Genomic DNA, 18,358 nt, shown 5'->3' on the forward strand with positions numbered 1-18,358 from the left:
TCGATGGCACGACCGGCACGCAAGTCCACTGTGGACACACTGGGGGACATGGGGGCGATGATCGCGGGCCGGGACTGGTCGGCGACCCCGGTGGGCCCGGTCGAGGACTGGCCCGCGGACCTGCACGCGGCGCTGCGGATGGCACTGTCGTCGCGGTTCCCCATGCTCGTGTGGTGGGGGCCGGAACTGACGGTGTTCTACAACGACGCCTACCGGCCCGCGATGGGCGAGAAGCACCCGCGTTACCTCGGCCGCCCGGCGTCGGAGTGCTGGGCGGAGGCGTGGGCCGAGCTGGGCCCGCTGGCACGGCACGTGATGGCGGGCAGGGGCGCCACCTACTCCGAGGACCAGCTGCTGTTCCTGGACCGCCACAACTACCTGGAGGAGACCTACTGGACCTTCTCCTGCAGCCCGATCGGCACCGAAGAGGGCGACGTACTGGGAGTCCTGGTCGCGGCGCAGGACACGACGGTGCACGTGATCCGGCAGCGGCGGCTCGCGGTCCTCAACGATCTCGGTGAGGTCTCCGCCGCCGCGTCGGTCTCCCAGGCGGGCCGGTCCGCGATCACCGCCCTGAGCGGGCACGGCGGGGACCTGCCGTTCGCGCTGGCGTACCTGTTCGACGACGGGCAGGCGTCCCTGGCCGCGTCCTACGGCGTCGGGCCGGGGGAACGGGCCGCGCCCGCGGTGCTCCACCGCGACGCCGGGCAGGTGTGGCCGTTGTGGGACGGCGAAACCCGGGTCTGCTCCGGACTGCGCGCGCGGTTCGGGGCGGACTTCGTCGAGCCGGTGGTGGTCGGGACCACGGCGCCGGACGAGGCCGTGGTGCTGCCGCTGATCGCCGCAGGGCGTCCCGAACCGGCCGGTGCGCTGGTGCTCGGGGTGTCGGCCTACCAGGCGCTCGACGCCGACTACGTGGCCTTCCTGGAGCTGGTCGGCGGTCAGGTGTCGAGCGTGATCACCGACGCGCTCGCCTACGAGGGCGAGCGGCGCCGGTCGGAGGCGCTGGCCGAACTGGGCCGCGCCAAGAGCGAGTTCTTCGCCAACGTCAGCCACGAGTTCCGTACCCCGCTCACCCTGATCGCCGGACCGGCCGAGGACGCGCTCGCCGATGAGACCGAGCCGCTGCCGCCGGGGCAGCGCGAGCGGCTGGAGCTGGTGCACCGCAACGCGCGGCGCCTGCGGCGCCTGGTCAACGACCTGCTCGACTTCGCCAAGATCGAGGCGGGGCGGCTGCAGCCGGACGCCGCGCCGCACGACCTCGCCGCGCTGACCACGGAGATCGCGGAGAGCTTCGCCCCGGCCGTGCGCCGCGCGGGACTGAGGTTCGAGATCGACTGTCCCCCGTTGTCCCGCGCGGTCAGCGTCGACCCGGAGATGTGGGAGAAGATCGTCCTCAACCTGCTGTCCAACGGGCTCAAGTACACCCGCGAGGGCAGCGTCGCGATCCGGCTGCACGACAGGGACGGACGCGCGGAACTGACCGTCACCGACACCGGCGCCGGTATCGCCGCCGACGAGCTGCCGCGGTTGTTCCAGCGGTTCCACCGCGTTCGCGACCGGGAGGGCCGGTCCCACGAGGGCGCCGGCATCGGGCTGGCGCTGGTGCGGGAACTGGCGCGGTTGCACGACGGTGCGGTTTCGGCCGAGTCGGCCGAGGGCTCCGGCAGCACCTTCACCGTGCGGTTGCCGCTGGCGGCCGGCCCGCCGCCCGCGTCGGCCGAGCACACGCTCACCGCGGCCCCGGCCTACCACGACGAGGCCCTGCAGTGGCGCGTCGACGGTGACGCACCGGAGCCGCCAGCGGACGAGGCGGCCCCGACACTGCTGGTGGTCGAGGACAACACCGACCTGAGCCGGTTCATCGCGCGGCTGCTGCGCCCGCTCGGGCGGGTGCTGACCGCGCGGGACGGTGCCGAGGGACTGGAGCTGGCGCGCCGCCACCGGCCGGACCTCGTGCTCTCCGACGTGATGATGCCGCGCCTGGACGGGTTCGGGCTGTTGCGGGCGCTGCGCGCGGAACCGGCCACGAAGTCCGTGCCGATCCTGTTTCTCTCGGCGCGGGCGGGGGTCGAGGCCGCGGTGTCCGGGCTGGAAGCAGGCGCCGACGACTACCTGCCGAAGCCGTTCTCCGGCGTGGAACTGCTGGCACGGGTGCGGGCCAACCTCGCGCTCGCCGCCCTGCGGCGCAACGAGTCGGAGTTCCGCAGGGCGATGGTCGAGTCGTTGCGGGAGGGCGTGTTCGTCGCGGACGGACGCGGCACGATCGTCGAGGCGAACGAGGCGTTCGCGACGATCACCGGGTACGACGCGGAAAGCCTGCCGATGTCCTGGCCGTACCCGTGGGTGGACGGCGACGACGTGGCGGACCACGACCTGGTGTCCTACGTCGGGGACGGCCGCGAGGCATCGCTCGGGATCGAGCGCCCGGACGGCAGCGGGGTGTGGGTCGCGCTGACGGTCACGAGGGCCGACGGCGGCTGGCTGGTCGGCACGCTGCGGGACGTGACGGTGGAGAAGCAGGTGGCCGACCGGGAGGCGGTGCTGGCCGCGTTCACCGCGGAGCTGGCGGCGGCCACCGACGTGGCCGAAGTGCTCGACGCCGGTGTCGCCGCGCTGCGGTCCGTCCTCGACGCGACCCGGGTGGTGGCAGCGATCTGGCCGGGCCTGGAGAGCGAGGGGCTGGTCGCGGGCGCTTCGGGGGCGGGGTCGTTCGACGAGCTCGACCCGGAACTGTACGAGCGGCTGGACGCGGCACGTGCGCGGGCGCCGGGCCGGATCTGGCCGGGCACCACCGGCACCGAGCTGGGCACCACGCTCGGCGACGACGACGCCGTGGTGTGGGCCGAACGCGTGAACCGGCCGCTGGAGGGCGAGGACAGCGCCCTGTTCGGGATGCTCGCCGCCCAGCTCGCGCAGGCGCTGGGCCGGGCGCGCAGTTACGACCAGGCACGCGCGGTCGCCCTGACGCTGCAGCACGCCATCCTCGGCCCGACCGATCTGCCCGGCGGGTTCGCCGTCCGGTACGAACCCGCGGTGCGCCCGCTGGAGGTCGGTGGCGACTGGTACGACGTGTCCCGCCTGCCGGACGGCCGGATCGCGGTGGTCGTCGGCGACTGCGTCGGGCGCGGTCTCGCGGCGGCGGCGGTGATGGGGCAGCTGCGCAGCGCGTGCAGCGCGCTGTTGCGCAGTTACGGCGACCCGGCGCGGGCGCTGGACCAGCTCGACGGGTTCGCCCGGCAGATCCCGGGAGCGTTGTGCACCACGGTGTTCTGCGCGGTGGTCGACCCCGACGCCGGTGTGGTGACCTACTCCAGCGCCGGGCACCCCTCGGCGGTGCTCAGCCACGACGACGGCACGGATTCGTTACTGGATCAGGCGTTGTCCGTGCCGCTGGCCGTGCGCCGGTCCGCGGACCGTCCACGCGCGACGGTGCCGCTGCGGCCGGGATCGGTGCTGCTGCTCTACACCGACGGCCTCGTCGAGCGTCACGGGCTGCCGATCGACGAGGCGATCGAGAACGCCCGCGCGACGGTGCGTGAGGTGCCCGCCCGCAGGCCCGCGGAGATCACCGAGCACCTGCTGGCCAAGCTGCTCCCGGCCAGTGGGCACAACGACGATGTCGCCGTGCTGGTCTACGTGCACCCGCCGGGGCCGCTGCGGCTGGATCTGCCCGCCGAACCGTCGAGCCTGGTGGACATGCGGCGGGAGTTGCGGCGGTGGCTGGCGGAGTCGAACGTGCCGGACGAGCCCGCCGCCGACGTGATCCTGGCCGTGGACGAAGCCTGCACGAACTCGATCGAGCACGGGTACGCGGGGCGGCCGGACGGGTTGCTGACCCTGACCGCGGCGGTCGGTGAGGACGGGTTGGAGATCGTCATCACCGACGACGGCACGTGGCGTACGCCGCCGTCCGACCCCGGCATCCGTGGCCGCGGGGTCGGGTTGATGCGGGCGTTGATGACCGAGGTGGAGATTTCGCCGGGGGACGACGGGAGCCGGGTGCGGATGACCCGGTCGTTGGCGGATCCGGCGCCGTAGGCGCTAGAGATCGGCGAGTGCGGACAGCGGGTTTTCCACCGCGTCCGCGACGAACCGGAGAAAACCCGCCGCCGTGCCGCCGTCGCACACCCGGTGGTCGAACACGAGCGACAACTGCGTCATCCGGCGCGGCACGATCTGCCCGTCCACCACCCACGGTTTCGGCACGATCCGGCCCATGCCGAGGATGGCGACCTCGGGGTGGTTGATGATCGCCGCGCTGCCGTCGACGCCGAACACGCCGTAGTTGTTGAGCGTGAACGTCCCTGGCGCTTCGGGGGCGGCGCCGTCGCGAGCCGTGGACACGACCCGCCGGATCTCGGGGTCCAGTTCGCGGGCGCTCAACCGGTCGGCCCGCCGCACCACGGGCACGACCAGGCCGCGCTCCGCCTGGGTCGCGATACCGAGGTTGACTCCGTCGAACTGGACGATCTCGTCGTCGTCCACCCGCGCGTTCAGGTCCGGGAACCGCGCCAGCCCGGCGACCACGAACCGGGCCACCAGCGCGAGCAGACCCGTCCCCGACAGGGACTCGCGCAGTTCCACCAGCGCGGTGGCGTCGGCGTCGACCCAGGTGGTCGCCTCGGGGATTTCGCGGCGGCTCCGGCTCAACGTGGTCGCGATCGCCTTGCGCATGCCCCGCAGCGGGACGCGTTCCCGGATGCCGAGACCGGTGCGGTCGTCGCCGTCCGGACGCGGAGCCGTGGCGCGTTCCACGTCGGTGCGGGTGATGAGGCCGTCCGTGCCGGTGCCGGTGATCCCCGTCAGGTCCACACCACGTTCGCGGGCCAGCTTCCGGACGATCGGCGACTGCGTGCGTGGCCGGTCCAGCACCACGGTCCGGAGTCCGGCCGGCCTGCGGCGGCGCCGTCGCCCGTTGGTCTGAGCGCTGGTCCCGTAGCCGATGAGGACGTTGCCCGAACCGGCCCGCTCCTCCTCGGCGTAGGTGGCGGCCGCGGGCCGGCCGACGGTGATCAACGGTTCGCCGACCTGCACGGTGCCGCCGGGTTCGCCGTGCAGCTCGGTGACGACACCGCCGTAGGGCGAGGGGACCTCGACCATCGCCTTCGCGGTCTCGACCTCGGCGACCGGCGCGTCGACGGCGATCGTGTCGCCGACCGCCACCAGCCAGCGCACCAGCTGGGCCTCGGTGAGCCCTTCGCCGAGATCGGGGAGGGTGAACGTGTCGCTCATGCGCGGTCCCAGTTCAGCTCGTCGACGGTGTCCAGGATCCGGTCCACCGAGGGCAGGTGGTGGCGTTCGAGTTTCGGTGGCGGGTAAGGGATGTCGAAGCCGCCGACCCGGCGGACCGGCGCCTCCAGATAGGGGAAGCACTGCTCGCTGACCCGTGCGGCGATCTCGGCCGCGACGGAGGCGAAGCCCTGCGCCTCGGCCACGACGACGGCGCGCCCTGTCGCGGCGACGGCCCGCGCGACGGTGTCGTCGTCGAACGGGACGATCGAGCGGACGTCGACGACCGCGAGGTCCCGGCCCTCCGCGGCGGCCTGCTCGGCGGCGGCGAGCGCGACCGGCACGGACGGGCCGTAGGCGATGAGGGTCGCGTCCCGGCCGGGACGGCGTACCACCGCTCGTCCGATCGGGGGAACGGCGCGGTCGACGTCGACCTCCTCACGGGTGAAGTAGTGCTTCTTCGGTTCGAGGAAGATCACCGGATCCGGGTAGGCGATGGCCGCGCGGAGCAGACCGTAGGCGTCCTCGTTGGTCGCCGGGGCGACGACGGTCAGGCCCGGGGTGTGCGCGTAGTAGGTCTCGGAGGAGTCGCAGTGGTGCTCGACACCGCCGATGCCGCCGGCGTAGGGGACGCGCACGACCACCGGCAGCCGCACGCGGCCGCGGGTGCGGTTGCCCATCTTCGCCAGGTGACTGGTGATCTGCTCGAACGCGGGGTAGGCGAAGGCGTCGAACTGCATTTCGACCACGGGCCGGAAGCCGTTCATCGCCATCCCGATCGCCAGTCCGACGATGCCGGACTCGGCCAGCGGCGTGTCGAAGCAGCGCTGCTCGCCGAAGGTCTCGGTGAGCCCGTCGGTCACCCGGAAGACGCCGCCGAGCGGGCCGACGTCCTCGCCGAACACGACGACGGACGGGTCCTCGGTCATGGCGTCGCGCAGGGCGGTGTTGAGGGCCTGCGCCATGGTCAGCTTGGTCGCGGTCATGCCGGCTCCTCGTCGGCTTCGAGTTCGGCGCGCAGAAGGTCGGCCTGCGTGGTCAGCTGCGGGGTCGGGGTGGCGTAGACGTGGGCGAACAGCTCCGCCGGATCGGGCGCGCTCTCGGTGGACAGCCCGGCCCGCAGGCGCGCCGCGAGTTCCTCGGCGTCGTCCCGGAACTCGTCGCCGGACAGGCCGAGATACGACCGCATCCGGACCAGCGGGTCGCGGGGCCGCCATTCGTCGACCTCGGCGTCGGTGCGGTAGCGGGTGGCGTCGTCGGCGTTGGTGTGGGCGTCGATGCGGTAGGTGTCGGCCTCGACGAGGGTCGGGCCCCCGCCGGACGCGGCGCGTTCGACGGCCTCGCCCAGCACGGCCAGCAGTGCCGCGAGGTCGTTGCCGTCGACGAGCGCGGACGGGACGCCGTAGCCGATTCCCTTGTCCGCCAGCGATTTCGCGGCGGACTGGCGGGCCAGCGGGACGGAGATCGCGTACTTGTTGTTCTGCACCAGGAAGACGACCGGGGCGCCGAAGACCGCGGCGAAGTTGAGGGCTTCGTGGAAGTCGCCCTCGCTGGTGGCGCCGTCGCCGCAGAGGGCCATCACCACGGTGTCCTCGCCCTTGAGCGTGGCGGCGTGCGCGACGCCGACGGCGTGCAGGAGCTGCGTGGCGAGTGGCGTCGACTGTGGTGCGACGTGGTGTGTGGCCGGGTCGTAGCCGCAGTGCCAGTCACCGCGCAGCATCATCAGGACCTCGACCGGGTCGACGCCGCGTTCCACGACGGCGACGGTGTCGCGGTAGGTGGGGAAGAGCCAGTCACCGGACCGCAGCACGGCGGCCGCCGCGACCTGGCAGGCCTCCTGCCCGAGCGATGACGGGTAGACCGCGAGCTTGCCCTGCCGGACGAGCGCTCCGGCCTGCTCGTTGAGGCGCCGGCCCAGGACGAGCGAGCGGTAGCGGGCCCGCAGCTCGGCGGGGTCCGGCATCGCGTAACGCTCGTCGGGGTGGACCGTGCCGTCGGGGTTCAGGAGGCGGACTGCCTCGGTCATGCGCACCTCCAGCGAAGACAGAACGTCTCGATTCTGCTTTCATGGGGGACTGTTGAACAGCTGGAGCAGGACAAGTCGAGACGGATCGAGTGCGATGTCGGGTTCTTCGAACGATGTGTCCAGCCAGGGGGCCACCGCGACGCCACGGCCTGGACGGTTGGCACCCGCGCTCGACGAGATCGACCAGCGGATCGTGCGCGAACTGACCACTGACGGGCGGCTGTCGGTGCGCGTGCTGGCCGAGCGGGTCAACATCTCGCGCGCGAACGCCTACAGCCGCTTGGCGCGCCTCGTGGAGACCGGTGTGCTGACCCGCTTCACGGCGAGGGTCGATCCGGCGAAGGTCGGTTTGTCGACCTCGGCCTACGTGACGCTCAACGTGCGGCAGAACTCGTGGCGGCACCTGACCGAGCATCTGCGGCGCATTCCGGAGGTCGAGCACATGGCCCTGGTCGGCGGCGAGTTCGACGTGATGCTCCTGGTGCGCGCCACGGACAACGAACACCTGCGGCACGTGGTGCTCGACCGGCTCCAGGACATCCCCGGCGTACTCGGCACGCACACCACCCTGATCTTCGAGGACATCGACAACCACTGACCCGACCCGCAAACCCCGGAACGCAGAACTCGCGCACACCTCCGGCGAGTCCCACACTCAGCACCCCGAACCCCACGCTCGCCAACCGCGCCCGGCAACGCAACGCACCCCACCCCTGAACCACCCCTCTCCCGCAACCCGATCCCCAGCCAACTCGGTTGCCGAGCCATCGAGTCAAGCCACGCTTTCCCGGCTTGACGCGATGTCTCGGCAACCGAACACTGAAAGATCGGGTTCGGGAGGACCAAAAGCCGGGGCGCGCCAGCGCCCACGGCCCGAGGCGTAGCGAAGCGAAGCCCGGCGCCCCCAGCCGCGCGCAGCGCGAAACCCGCGTAGCGGCCCCCGAAACGCAGCACTCGCCCCCACGAACGCAGAACTCACCCGCCGGAACGCAGAACTCACCCGCGGGAACGTGGGACTCACCCGCGGGAACGTGGGACTCGCGCGCGGCAGGTCCGGAGCGAGCGCGGCTAGGCTCGGCGGCATGGTCGAGCCGGTCGAGCGGGACAGTCGCGGCATCCTGCATCCGGGTGAGGGGCTGCGGCGCTTCGAGCTGACCCGGTTTCCGCCGTCGGCGGGGGTGGGGCGTTTCGTGGACCGCTACTGGCTCGTCTCCTGGGACCTGACCGGCACCTACGAGCAGCATGTCCTCGCGCACCCGGTGGTGAACGTGGTGTTCGAAGTCAGTGGCGGCACGGTGAACGGCGTGCAAACCGAGCGGTTCACCAGACAACTGTCCGGGCGGGGGCGTGCGCTGGGCGTGATGTTCCGGCCGGGCGGGTTCCGTCCGTTCCTCGGCCGGGCGCTGGCCACGATCACCGACACGGTGCACCCGGTCGTCGACGAGTTCCCGGCGCTGCACCCGGCCGAGCCTGCCCTGGTCGAGGCCCTCAGGAACGGCACCGGCGGCGCCGAGATCGCCGAACTGGCCGATGACGCACTCGCCGGGCTGGTCCCGGACGCGCGCCATCCGGCCGAGGACACGATCGCGCTGGCCGAGCTCGCCGCCAAAAAACGCGACCTGCGGCGCGTGGAGGATCTGGCCGCACTCGCCGGGACGAGCGTGCGTGCGTTGCAGCGTGCGTTCCACGATCACGTGGGCGTCGGCCCGAAGTGGGTGCTGCGGCGGTACCGGCTCTACGACGCGGCCGAACGTGCGGCGCGGGCCGAGGCCGTCGACTGGGCGGCGCTCGCGGTCGACCTCGGCTACGCCGACCAGGCGCACCTGACCCGTGAGTTCACGTCGGTGGTGGGCGAACCGCCCGCCCGGTACGCACGCCGCTCCTGACCCGGAACCTCTCCGAACCGCCACCTGGTATATTGCAACACCAACAACGTCATTGCAATATCCGCAACGGAGGCGAGCGTGGACGTGCTGACGGTCGGCGAGACCATGGTCATGGTCACGCCCGAGGCGGGTGGCAGGCTGACCACCGAGAGCCGCTTCCTGCTGCGGCCGGGCGGCGCCGAGTCGAACGTCGCGGCCCTGCTGGCCCGGCTCGGGCACAAGGCGGCCTGGGCGAGTGCGCTGGGGGCGGATCCGCTCGGTGACCTGATCCTCGGCGACCTGGAGCGACACGGCGTCGACGTCTCCCTGGTCCGCCGCGACGCGGGGCGGCCCACCGCCGTCTACTTCAAGGACCCCACCCCGCACGGCACCCGCGTCTACTACTACCGCGCGGGTTCGGCCGCCGCCGCCATCACGCCCGCCGATGTCGAAGCGTGGACAGCGCACTCGCCGCGCCTCGTGCACGTCTCGGGCATCACCGCCGCGCTGTCCGAGCAGGCGCGTGACGCGACCCGCGCGCTCGTCCGCCGTCCCGGGCTGGTGAGTTTCGACGTCAACCACCGCGCCCAGCTCTGGTCCGGTGACGCTCCGGAAGTCCTCTTGGGACTGGCTCAGGACAGCGACATCGTCTTCGTCGGCCGGGACGAGGCCGAAACCCTGTGGGGCACCGCGGATGCGGAGAGCGTGCGTGCCCTCATCGACCGGCCGCGGTACCTCGTCGTCAAGGACGCGGCGATCGAAGCCGTGTCGTTCACGCCCTCCGGTGTCCACCGGGTACCGTCCACAAAGGTCACGGTGGTCGACGCCGTCGGCGCGGGGGACGCCTTCGCCGCAGGGTGGCTGAGCGGTTTCCTCGACGACCGCGACGAGACGACCCGCCTGCGTCTGGGCCACTACGCCGCGGCACGCGTGCTCGAATCCCCGTCGGACTTCGCCGATCTGCCGCCCGCGGGCGAGATCGAAGTCGGCTGATGTCGCAGACCGTCGCCCGCGCGATCGACATCGTCGCGTTCGTCTCGCGGCGTCACCGCACGCTCGGGGAGATCGCCGAGCACCTCGGCGTCCACAAGTCGACCGCGCTGCGGATCCTGCAGACCCTGGACGAGGGCGGGTTCGTGCGGCGCGTGCCGGACAACCGCTACGCGATGGGGTTCCAGCTGATCGCCTACGGGCAGCTCGCGCTGGACCAGGTCGAGGCGCGCACGCTGGCCCGCCCGGTGCTGCAGGAGCTGAGCGAACGGTCCGGGCACACCGTCCACTTCGCCGAGCTGGCCGGTGACCAGGTGGTCTACGTGGACAAGATCGACGGCCGTGGCAGTGTCGCGATGGGATCGCGGATCGGCCTGCCCGCCATCATCCACACCGCCGGCGTCGCGAAGGTGATCCTCGCGCACCAGCCGGACCGGTCCCGATGGCTGTCCACCTGCGACTTCGAACGCTTCACGCCCACCACGGTCGCCGGGCGGGCGGAGCTGGAAGCCCAGCTGGACGACGTCCGGGAGCGCGGCTGGGCCGAGGACGACGGCGAGCACGAGGACTACCTGAACTGCGTGGCGCTGCCGGTGTTCGACGCCCGCGGCCGGGTGACGCACAGCCTGTCCGTCACCGCGCTGAAAACCGTCGCGCCGCTGGACGAGCTGCGCGCACACCTCGACGAGTACCGCACCGCCGCCCGCCGGGTCTCCCGGGCACTGGGCTGGGGAGGAGACGAAAATGGACGCCGCTGACTTCTTCGCCGAGCACCTGGACCGGAACCCGGTACTGGGCATCTTCCGTGGCCTCGATCCGCAGGACACTGTGGACATGTGCGTGCGGGCCTGGGACTTCGGGGTGGATCTGGTGGAGATTCCGGTGCAGACGCCCGACGCGCTGCCCTCGCTGCGCGCTGCGGTAAAGGCCGCGGCCGAGCGGGGCCGGAGCGTGGGCGCGGGCACGGTGACGACGGTCGAGCAGCTCAGCGCGGTCAGGGAGATCGGCGCCGAGTTCACGGTCGCCCCCGGCCTGCACCCCGAGGTGGTCGCGGCATCGCGGCGGGCCGGTCTGCCGCACCTCCCTGGTGTGGCGACGTCGACCGAGATCGCCGCGGCGCTGGCGCAGGGGTGCAGCTGGCTGAAAGCGTTTCCGGCGCGGCAGCTCGGACCGGGCTGGATCACGGCGCAGCTCGCGCCGTTCCCGTTGGTCCGGTTCGTCGCGACCGGTGGGATCGACGCCGGGAACGCCGCGGATTTCCTGGCGGCCGGGTGTCGTGGCGTGGCGGTCGGCTCGGCGCTCGCGGACCCCGATGCCCTCGCGGCGCTGAGGGAAGCGGTCAGTGCAGGCTGAGCAGGTCCACCACGCCGGTCAGCGAGCCCGTCCGGTCGTACGTGCGGCGCTGGCGCTGGGCGCCGTTGCCGTGTTCCGAGATCCAGGCCAGTGAGCCGGTGACGAAGTCCAGGTCACCGGCGTCGGTCAGTGGGCCACGGACGTGGTCGACGAGCTGGCCCAGCAGGGACGGCACCGGGGTCAGGCGGCCGGTCGCCGGGTGCGGGACGGCGCCGTCCAGGCCGTCGCGGGCGGCACGCCACAGGTTGGCCCGCAGGACCTCTCCCGGAATCGGTGGTGGCGGGTGGTCCAGTTCGGACAGTGCCGTCACGACGAGTGCGCGTGCCAGTACCGCGAGTGTGGTCGCCTCCCGCGCGCTGGCGGCGACATCGCTGATCCGGAACTCCAGCGTCGGCTGCTTGTCGGACAGCCGGATGTCCCAGTAGAGCATCCCGCGGTCGAGCATCGCGCCCGATTCGAGCATCGCGGCGACGCGGGACTCGTACTCGTCCAGCGACGCGAACAGCGGTGGCGGCCCCGCCGACGGCCACCGGGACCACAGCACGTGCCGCCAGCTGCTGTACCGGGTGTCGTCCCCGCTGTCGAACGGCGAGTTCGCCGTCAGCGCGAGCAGCACCGGCAGCCACGGCCGGACGTGGTTGCTCGCCCGCACGCCGGTGCCGCGGTCCGGGATCCGGACGTGCACGTGGCATCCGCACGTCGTGCCGGTGCGGGCGAGCATGCCGAAGTGCTCACCCATGCGCCGGTACCGCGGGGTGGGGGTGATTTCCGGCGGACGGTCCTCGGTCAGCACCGGGGTGCCCGTCGCGACCAGCCGCAGCCGTTTCCCGCCCGCTTCGGCGGCCAGCCGCGCGCGGAACCGGGTGAGCTGGTCGAGGAGTTCGCCCGCGTCGTGACAGACGGACGTGGCCAGTTCGACCTGGCTGCGCGCGAGCTCCCGCTGCACCTCACCTTCGGGCCGGTCGGCCGCCTCGACGATGTCCGGCCCGCGATCCGACAGACGGCCACGCTCGTCGACGAGCAGGAACTCCTCCTCGACGCCGAACGTCGGAATGCTCGTCACCGTCAGCCCTTCCCTCGCCGGTGGCCCTGTTTACCCCGCTTCGCGCCGGTTCACGCCGGCCGGGAACGACGGGATTTGCCAAACCCGCAAACTTTCTTGTCACCCTTCGGTCGCGCGCGGATAGTCGCTCGTGGGATCCACGAGCGGAGGGACGAACAGGGTGAACGAGACGTACGACGTGGTCGTCGTGGGTGGTGGCGCGGCCGGACTGTCCGGGGCGAAGGCCCTGTCGAGGGCGCGCCGGTCGGTGCTGGTCGTCGACGCGGGTGAGCCGCGCAACGCATCCGCCGGGCACGTGCACAACTACCTGGGCCGCGAGGGGACGCCGCCGGGTGAGCTGGTCGCGATCGGCCGCGACGAGGTCCGCGAGTACGGCGGGGAGATCGTCGAGGCAACCGTGACGGCGGCCGTCCGGGCAGGCGACGGTTTCCGGGTCACGCTCGCCGACGGCCGGTCCGTCGGTGCGCGCAGGCTGCTCGTGACGACCGGGCTGACCGACGAGCTGCCCGACATCGGGGGCCTCGCCGGGCGGTTCGGGCGCGACGTGCTGCACTGCCCGTACTGCCACGGCTGGGAGGTACGCGACCAGGCCATCGGTGTGGTCGGCAGCAATCCGATGGCCGTCCACGCGGCGCAGATGTGGCGGCAGCTGAGCGCGGACGTGACGTTGTTCCGGCACCGCGTCCCGGAGCTGACCGGTGGGGAACGGGAGGAGCTGGCCGCGCGCGGTATCCGGGTGGTCGAGGGTGAAGTCGCCGCCGTCGAGGTCGAGGACGACCGGCTGACCGGGGTGCGGATGCGCTCCGGTGAGGTCGTGCCGCGGCAGGTGGTGGTCGTCGCGCCGCGGTTCACCGCCAACAGCGGGCTGCTGACCGCGCTCGGGCTCGAACTGACCGACCAGGTCATGCAGGGGCACGTCGTGGGTTCGTTCGTGGCCGCGGACCCGACCGGGGCGACCTCGGTGCCGGGCGTGTGGGTGGCGGGCAACGTCACGAACCTCATGGCGCAGGTGGTCGTGTCCGCGTCGGGCGGGCTGATGGCGGGCGTGGCGATCAACGCGGACCTCATCGCCGAGGACACCCGCGCCGCGGTCGCCGCGCACCGTGCCGGGGTGTTCGACGGCGAGAGCGAAGTCAGCGAACTGGTGCTGGGGGCGCGCCGCCATGGGATCTGACGCGTTCGGGGAGGAGTTCTGGGAGGAGCGGTACCGCTCGAACTCGTCCGTCTGGAGTGGACAGCCGAACGCGCAGCTCGTCGCCGAGGTCGCGGACCTGCCCCCGGGCAGGGTGCTCGACGTCGGCGCCGGTGAGGGCGCGGACACCTGCTGGCTCGCCGGACGCGGGTGGCAGGTGACCGCGCTGGACTTCGCCGCGACGGCACTGCGGCGCGGAGCCGAGCACGCCTCGCGGGCAGGGCTCGCGGACCGCGTGGAGTGGGTGCACGGCGACGTGACCACCTGGGATCCGGGCGAGCGCCGGTTCGACCTGATCTCGGCGCACTTCCTGCACCTGCCGAAGCCCGAGTTGCGCACGGTGCTCACCCGGCTCGCCGGAGCGGCCGCGCCGGGCGGCACGTTGCTCCTGGTCCAGCACCACCCGTCGGATCTGGAGACCACGGTCGGGCGCCCGAACCTGCCCGAACGGTTCACCACCGCCGAGGAGGCGGCGGCCTGGCTGCCCGCCGGATGGACCACCGAGGTGGCCGATGCCCGCCCGCGCACGGCCACGGACGGCGACGGAAACGAGGTGACCATTCACGACGCCGTGCTGCGCGCTCGATGGGGCTGAGGAGTCAGCACGATGCGACCGAAGACCTCACCGGCGTCCATCCTCCGGTGCGCCGAGGCGGCCTGCGCCAGCGGCAGCACATCGTGCACCACGGCACGCAACTCGCCGTTGGCGGCGGCGGTGAGCTGCGCCGCACGCACGGAGGCCCGCTCGGCGGCCGGAACCGTGTCCGCGCTGAAAGTCGCGAACGACAGTGACTTCCGGAAGGCAGCCATGATCTCGGTGCCGAAGTCGGCGGGTGGCTGACCGCCGACCGCGCCGACCACCACCAGGCGGCCGTTCGGGTTGAGTCGCCTGAGGAAGGACGGCAGGTCCGCGCCGGCCACGACGTCGAGGATGAGGTCGTAGCCGTCCGGGCCGCCGCCCTCGCCGGAGCGGTCCAGCACGTGGGTCGCGCCGAGGTCGCGTAGCCGGTCGCCGCGTTCCGCCGACGAGGTCGTGACGGCCACCGCTCCGGCGATGCGGGAGGCGAGCTGCACGGCCATGATCCCGATGCTGCCCGATGCCCCGCGCACCAGCACCGCATCACCAGATTCCAGAGTGGACAGTCCGAAATGGGCCACCACGCCGGAGCTTCCGAGTGCCACGGCGTCCACGGCGGACAGCCCGGCGGGCAGGGCCAGGACTTCCCCGGCCGGGGCGAGCGCTTGCTCGACGTAGCCGCCGCCCGTCCCGGGGGACGCCCATACCCGCTGACCGACCCACGCGCTGTCGACATCCTCGCCGACCGCCGTCACGGTGCCCGCCACCTCCCCACCGGGGATGTGGCCCTCCGTGAAGCCGTAGGCCGCGAGCGCACCGCTCCGGATCAGGGTGTCGGCACCGCTGACGCCGATCGCCTCGGTCGTGATCAGCACCTGCCCGCGTCCGGGAGCGGGTACGGGCACGTCGACGACCGCCAGGCCGTCGGGGTCGCCGAACGAGCGGATCTCCACTGCCTTCATCGTGGTGGACATGCCCCGACGTTAACGAGATCCGAGGGCCCGCCGCCCGAAGTGAGAGCGCGAGCCGGCGAGTTCTCTCACTAGCGCGGAAACCCCACCCTGGCGGGCGGACCACCGGCGGAACCCGCATTCGCGCGGTCGACGGCGTGATCAGGTGCGGTAGGCCCGGGTGAGGCGCGCGTAGGCGACGACGTTGTCCTCGTAGTTGCGGGTGGACCGGTCGAAGTCACCGCCGCAGGTGATCATGCGCAGTTCCGGTCCGGCGGTGTCGCCGTAGACCTTCTCGGTCGGGAACGCCGACTTCGGGTACCGCTCGACGCGGTAGACGGTGAAGACGGCGGTGGTCCCGTCGGCGCGGCGCACGGTGGCCTCGTCTCCGGGTTTCAGGTCCTTGAGGCGGTTGAAGGTGCCGGGCACGTGGTTGTAGTCGACGTGCGCCGCGAGCACGGCGGGCCCGGTCTGGCCGGGGGACGGCCCGCCGGTGAACCAGCCGGTCGTCACGGCGTCGCCGGGCACTTCGAGCGCGCCGTCGCCGGTCAGCCCTAGTTCGATGATCGGCCCGGTGCTGACGTCGATCGCGGGCACCTCCAGCGCGACCGGTCCGGATCGCGGCAGCGGTCCCTCGACCGCCGTGACGGGCGCGCTCGTGGTGGGCGCGCTCGCCGGTGCCGGGGTCGGCGGGGCCGCCGCCGGGGGCTGCGGGGCGGGCGAGCCGCAGGCGGTGAGGGCGGCGCCGATGACCGCGAACGCGAGCCATCGGCGCCATCGCACGGTGGTCATCGGCCGGCGCGCCGCCGGACCAGCAGGACGGTGCCGGCGCCGCCGCCGAGCAGCACCAGCGCGCCGATCGCCACGGCCGGGCCCGCGTCGGTGCCGTCGTCGCCGCCACCGGTGTCCACGCCACCGGCGGGCTTCACCTTGACCTGGCCGCCGGTCGACTTCTCGCCGAACCTGGACTCACACGCGATGCCGTCCTTGTCGGCGTCCAAGCGGTGCGGGTCGCTGCGGTCGGCGTCGAGGACCGCTTGGGCCTGCGCCTGGGTCGCGAAGTCGGCGCAGTCCAGATCGGACGGGGTCGTCGTGGCGGCCGGGGCTTGCGCGGAGGTGCCGGAGGGCTGGCTGACTGGCTTGTGCGGCAGGCTTTCGCAGGCAATTCCGTCGTTGTCGTCACCGTCGAGATTGTTCGGGTCCGACGGGTCCGCGTCGTAAACGGCCTGCGCGTCTTCCTGGTATTCGAAGTCGGAGCAGTTCTTGTCGGTCGATTCCGTGGCGAACACCGCGGGAGCGGGGCCCAGCAGTGCGATACCCGCCACCGCGACCGCGCCGAGCACGCGTCTGATCAGGGACATGGGGGGCGTCCTTTTCCGGGAAAGAATGAAGCACGATAATACGGCCGCTTTGTCGTTCCGGAATGGACGAACGTTACCGCGAATTCGGGGAAATTGCTGTCCGGATAATTGCGGTATCCGGGCTTTGATCACCGTCCGGGCCGGAGTCCGTCCATCAGGAGGTCCAGCAGGCGAGCCGCCAGCGCTTCGTGCCCGGGGGAACCGGCCACGGTGAAGATGCCGATGAGGGCGGCGGCGATGTCCCCGGCGGGGACGTCGCCGCGGAGTTCCCCGCTCGTGCGGCCCGCTTCGAGAATGGCGTCGATGGCCGCGAGCAGCTCGGTCCGGGTGTGGGCGTGGGCGATCTCGCCCGATTCGACCATCGCGCGCAGCGTGTCGAGCATCCCGTTCTTGGTCGCGATCCACTCCCCGAACAGATCCATCCACCGTCGCAGCGCGGCGGGTGGGTCGAGGCGGGCGAGCAGTTCACGGGCGCCGGTGGTGAGCCGTGAGACCTGGTCCCGGTAGACCGCGTCGACCAGTGACTCGCGGGTGGGGAAGTGCCGGTAGAGCGTGGCGATGCCGACCCCGGCTTCGTTGGCGATCGCGCGCATCGACGGCTCGGCCTCGGCCGAGGCGAACAAGCGGGTCGCCACGTCCAGGAGCTGCCGTCGGTTGCGGGTCGCGTCCGCCCGTGGTCCACGAGTCTTCCCGGCAGCCAAAACGGATCACGCTCCAGTTGTGGTAGGTTGACGGTACTAACCGAAGCGTAGTCCGTTTAGGCGCGCTCCAGGAGAGCAGGAGAACATGGCAGAACCGAGCGTCACCACGTCAGCGGGCATGAGCCGGGCGGTCCGGTTCGAGTCGTTCGGCGGACCGGAGAACTTGAACGTCCGCGAGGTACCCGCGCCACAGGCCGGCCCGGGGCAGATCCGGGTGCGGGTCAGCGCGGCCGGCCTGAACCCGATGGACTGGTTCATGACCTCCGACGCGGAAACCGCCGCGCGATTCGGCTTGAGCCTGCCCTGCGGATTCGGCACCGACTACGCCGGGACCGTGGATCAGGTCGGTGACGGCGTGAGTGAGTTCGCGGTCGGTGACCGCGTGTTCGGCGGCGCCCTGTCCCGCGCGGTCGCCGACCACGTCATCGTGGACGAAGCCGGAACCATCGCGGTGGGCGGCGAAGCGCACCGCACCCCGGACGGCGTCGACGACCGCACCGCCGCGGTCCTCGCCATCGCGGGCTGCACAGCGGCCGCGGCGCTGGCCGTGGTCGAGCCGGGCCCGGGTGACACGGTGCTCATCGGCGGCGCGGGCGGCGGCGTAGGCGTGTTCGCCGTCCAGCTCGCGCGCCTCGCGGGGGCGCGCGTGATCGGGACGGGGTCGGCAACCTCGGCCGAGGCGCTGCGCGCCCTGGGGGCCGAGCCGGTCACCTACGGCGATGGTCTGGTCGACCGGGTCCGTGCGCTGGCTCCCGCGGGCGTCACCGCCGCCATGGACCTGCACGGGACGGACACCGTGCGGGCGGCACGCGAACTCGGCGTGCCCGACGAGCGCATCACCACCATTGCCGGGCAGGTCGACGGGATCACGTCGGCGAACGGCGCCAACGCGGCACCCGGCGCCATCGAGGAGATCGCCGGCCTGGTCGCGGCGGGCCGTCTCCGGGTCCCGATCGCGGCGAGCTTCCCGGTCGAGCGGATCCGTGCCGCGGTCGAGCTCCAGGCGGGGCGCCACGTGCACGGAAAGGTCGTCATCGACCTGTAGGCA

The 18,358-nt window shown here is 72.3% G+C and carries 17 protein-coding genes; 9 read left to right on the top strand and 8 right to left on the bottom strand.

Features of this window, described 5'->3' with window-relative positions; translation table 11 throughout:
* Positions 1-3: 3 nt before the first annotated feature.
* Positions 4-4,041, top strand: a complete 4,038-nt coding sequence (locus tag HNR02_RS15740) for a SpoIIE family protein phosphatase (protein WP_246338578.1) — start codon at positions 4-6, stop codon at positions 4,039-4,041.
* 3 nt (positions 4,042-4,044) lie between these two features.
* Here the strand turns inward: HNR02_RS15740 and HNR02_RS15745 are convergent, their stop codons facing one another.
* From HNR02_RS15745 to HNR02_RS15755, 3 genes are read right to left on the bottom strand one after another with little or no spacing between them, the layout of a single operon-like run.
* Positions 4,045-5,235: a dihydrolipoamide acetyltransferase family protein gene (locus HNR02_RS15745; RefSeq protein WP_179773912.1), complete on the bottom strand. Its 1,191-nt coding sequence runs from the start codon at positions 5,233-5,235 to the stop codon at positions 4,045-4,047.
* The gene (locus tag HNR02_RS15750; protein WP_179773913.1) at positions 5,232-6,218 is read right to left on the bottom strand and encodes an alpha-ketoacid dehydrogenase subunit beta; all 987 of its coding nucleotides are present in this window, start codon (positions 6,216-6,218) and stop codon (positions 5,232-5,234) included. The genes HNR02_RS15745 and HNR02_RS15750 overlap by 4 nt, the downstream gene beginning before the upstream one ends.
* Complete coding sequence (locus HNR02_RS15755) at positions 6,215-7,258, bottom strand: thiamine pyrophosphate-dependent dehydrogenase E1 component subunit alpha (protein WP_179773914.1); 1,044 nt, start codon at positions 7,256-7,258, stop codon at positions 6,215-6,217. Before HNR02_RS15755 ends, HNR02_RS15750 begins: the two co-directional genes overlap by 4 nt.
* 94 nt (positions 7,259-7,352) lie before the next feature.
* On the opposite strand from HNR02_RS15755, the gene HNR02_RS15760 reads away from it, so the two are divergent.
* The 5 genes from HNR02_RS15760 (at position 7,353) to HNR02_RS15780 (ending at position 11,466) form a co-directional block, all read left to right on the top strand.
* Positions 7,353-7,856 (top strand): Lrp/AsnC family transcriptional regulator, encoded by a 504-nt coding sequence (locus HNR02_RS15760; protein ID WP_179773915.1) that lies wholly within the window; start codon positions 7,353-7,355, stop codon positions 7,854-7,856.
* A gap of 484 nt (positions 7,857-8,340) precedes the next feature.
* Complete coding sequence (locus HNR02_RS15765) at positions 8,341-9,144, top strand: helix-turn-helix domain-containing protein (RefSeq protein ID WP_179773916.1); 804 nt, start codon at positions 8,341-8,343, stop codon at positions 9,142-9,144.
* Between the two features lie 78 nt (positions 9,145-9,222).
* Entirely contained in the window at positions 9,223-10,116 is an 894-nt protein-coding gene (locus HNR02_RS15770; RefSeq protein ID WP_179773917.1) for a sugar kinase, read from the top strand.
* Positions 10,116-10,871, top strand: coding sequence for an IclR family transcriptional regulator (locus HNR02_RS15775; RefSeq protein WP_179773918.1), 756 nt, complete (start codon positions 10,116-10,118; stop codon positions 10,869-10,871). The genes HNR02_RS15770 and HNR02_RS15775 overlap by 1 nt, the downstream gene beginning before the upstream one ends.
* Positions 10,858-11,466 (top strand): bifunctional 4-hydroxy-2-oxoglutarate aldolase/2-dehydro-3-deoxy-phosphogluconate aldolase, encoded by a 609-nt coding sequence (locus tag HNR02_RS15780; protein WP_179773919.1) that lies wholly within the window; start codon positions 10,858-10,860, stop codon positions 11,464-11,466. The genes HNR02_RS15775 and HNR02_RS15780 overlap by 14 nt, the downstream gene beginning before the upstream one ends.
* Here HNR02_RS15780 and HNR02_RS15785 read toward each other — a convergent pair.
* Positions 11,453-12,529: a carboxylate-amine ligase gene (locus tag HNR02_RS15785; protein ID WP_179773920.1), complete on the bottom strand. Its 1,077-nt coding sequence runs from the start codon at positions 12,527-12,529 to the stop codon at positions 11,453-11,455. The genes HNR02_RS15780 and HNR02_RS15785 overlap by 14 nt on opposite strands.
* Before the next feature lie 160 nt (positions 12,530-12,689).
* On the opposite strand from HNR02_RS15785, the gene HNR02_RS15790 reads away from it, so the two are divergent.
* Positions 12,690-13,703 carry an NAD(P)/FAD-dependent oxidoreductase gene (locus tag HNR02_RS15790; protein ID WP_179773921.1) on the top strand — a complete coding sequence of 338 codons (1,014 nt, stop codon included), beginning with the start codon at positions 12,690-12,692 and terminating at the stop codon, positions 13,701-13,703.
* On the top strand, positions 13,693-14,316 hold the full coding sequence (locus tag HNR02_RS15795; protein ID WP_179773922.1) for a class I SAM-dependent methyltransferase: 624 nt from the start codon (positions 13,693-13,695) through the stop codon (positions 14,314-14,316). The genes HNR02_RS15790 and HNR02_RS15795 overlap by 11 nt, the downstream gene beginning before the upstream one ends.
* Here HNR02_RS15795 and HNR02_RS15800 read toward each other — a convergent pair.
* The 4 genes from HNR02_RS15800 to HNR02_RS15815 form a co-directional block, all read right to left on the bottom strand.
* Positions 14,283-15,260 carry a zinc-dependent alcohol dehydrogenase family protein gene (locus tag HNR02_RS15800; protein ID WP_179775944.1) on the bottom strand — a complete coding sequence of 326 codons (978 nt, stop codon included), beginning with the start codon at positions 15,258-15,260 and terminating at the stop codon, positions 14,283-14,285. The genes HNR02_RS15795 and HNR02_RS15800 overlap by 34 nt on opposite strands.
* Positions 15,261-15,410: 150 nt before the next feature.
* On the bottom strand, positions 15,411-16,040 hold the full coding sequence (locus HNR02_RS15805) for a class F sortase (RefSeq protein WP_179773923.1): 630 nt from the start codon (positions 16,038-16,040) through the stop codon (positions 15,411-15,413).
* Positions 16,037-16,609 carry an excalibur calcium-binding domain-containing protein gene (locus HNR02_RS15810; protein WP_179773924.1) on the bottom strand — a complete coding sequence of 191 codons (573 nt, stop codon included), beginning with the start codon at positions 16,607-16,609 and terminating at the stop codon, positions 16,037-16,039. The genes HNR02_RS15805 and HNR02_RS15810 overlap by 4 nt, the downstream gene beginning before the upstream one ends.
* Positions 16,610-16,737: 128 nt before the next feature.
* On the bottom strand, positions 16,738-17,310 hold the full coding sequence (locus HNR02_RS15815; protein WP_179773925.1) for a TetR/AcrR family transcriptional regulator: 573 nt from the start codon (positions 17,308-17,310) through the stop codon (positions 16,738-16,740).
* 85 nt (positions 17,311-17,395) lie between these two features.
* Here HNR02_RS15815 and HNR02_RS15820 point away from each other — a divergent pair, with 85 nt between their 5' ends.
* A complete protein-coding gene (locus tag HNR02_RS15820; RefSeq protein WP_179773926.1) occupies positions 17,396-18,355 on the top strand; it encodes an NADP-dependent oxidoreductase in 960 nt (319 codons plus the stop codon).
* The last annotated feature ends 3 nt before the right edge of the window (positions 18,356-18,358 follow it).

The sequence above is a fragment of the Amycolatopsis endophytica genome (assembly GCF_013410405.1).
GTDB classification, from domain to species: domain Bacteria; phylum Actinomycetota; class Actinomycetes; order Mycobacteriales; family Pseudonocardiaceae; genus Amycolatopsis_E; species Amycolatopsis_E endophytica.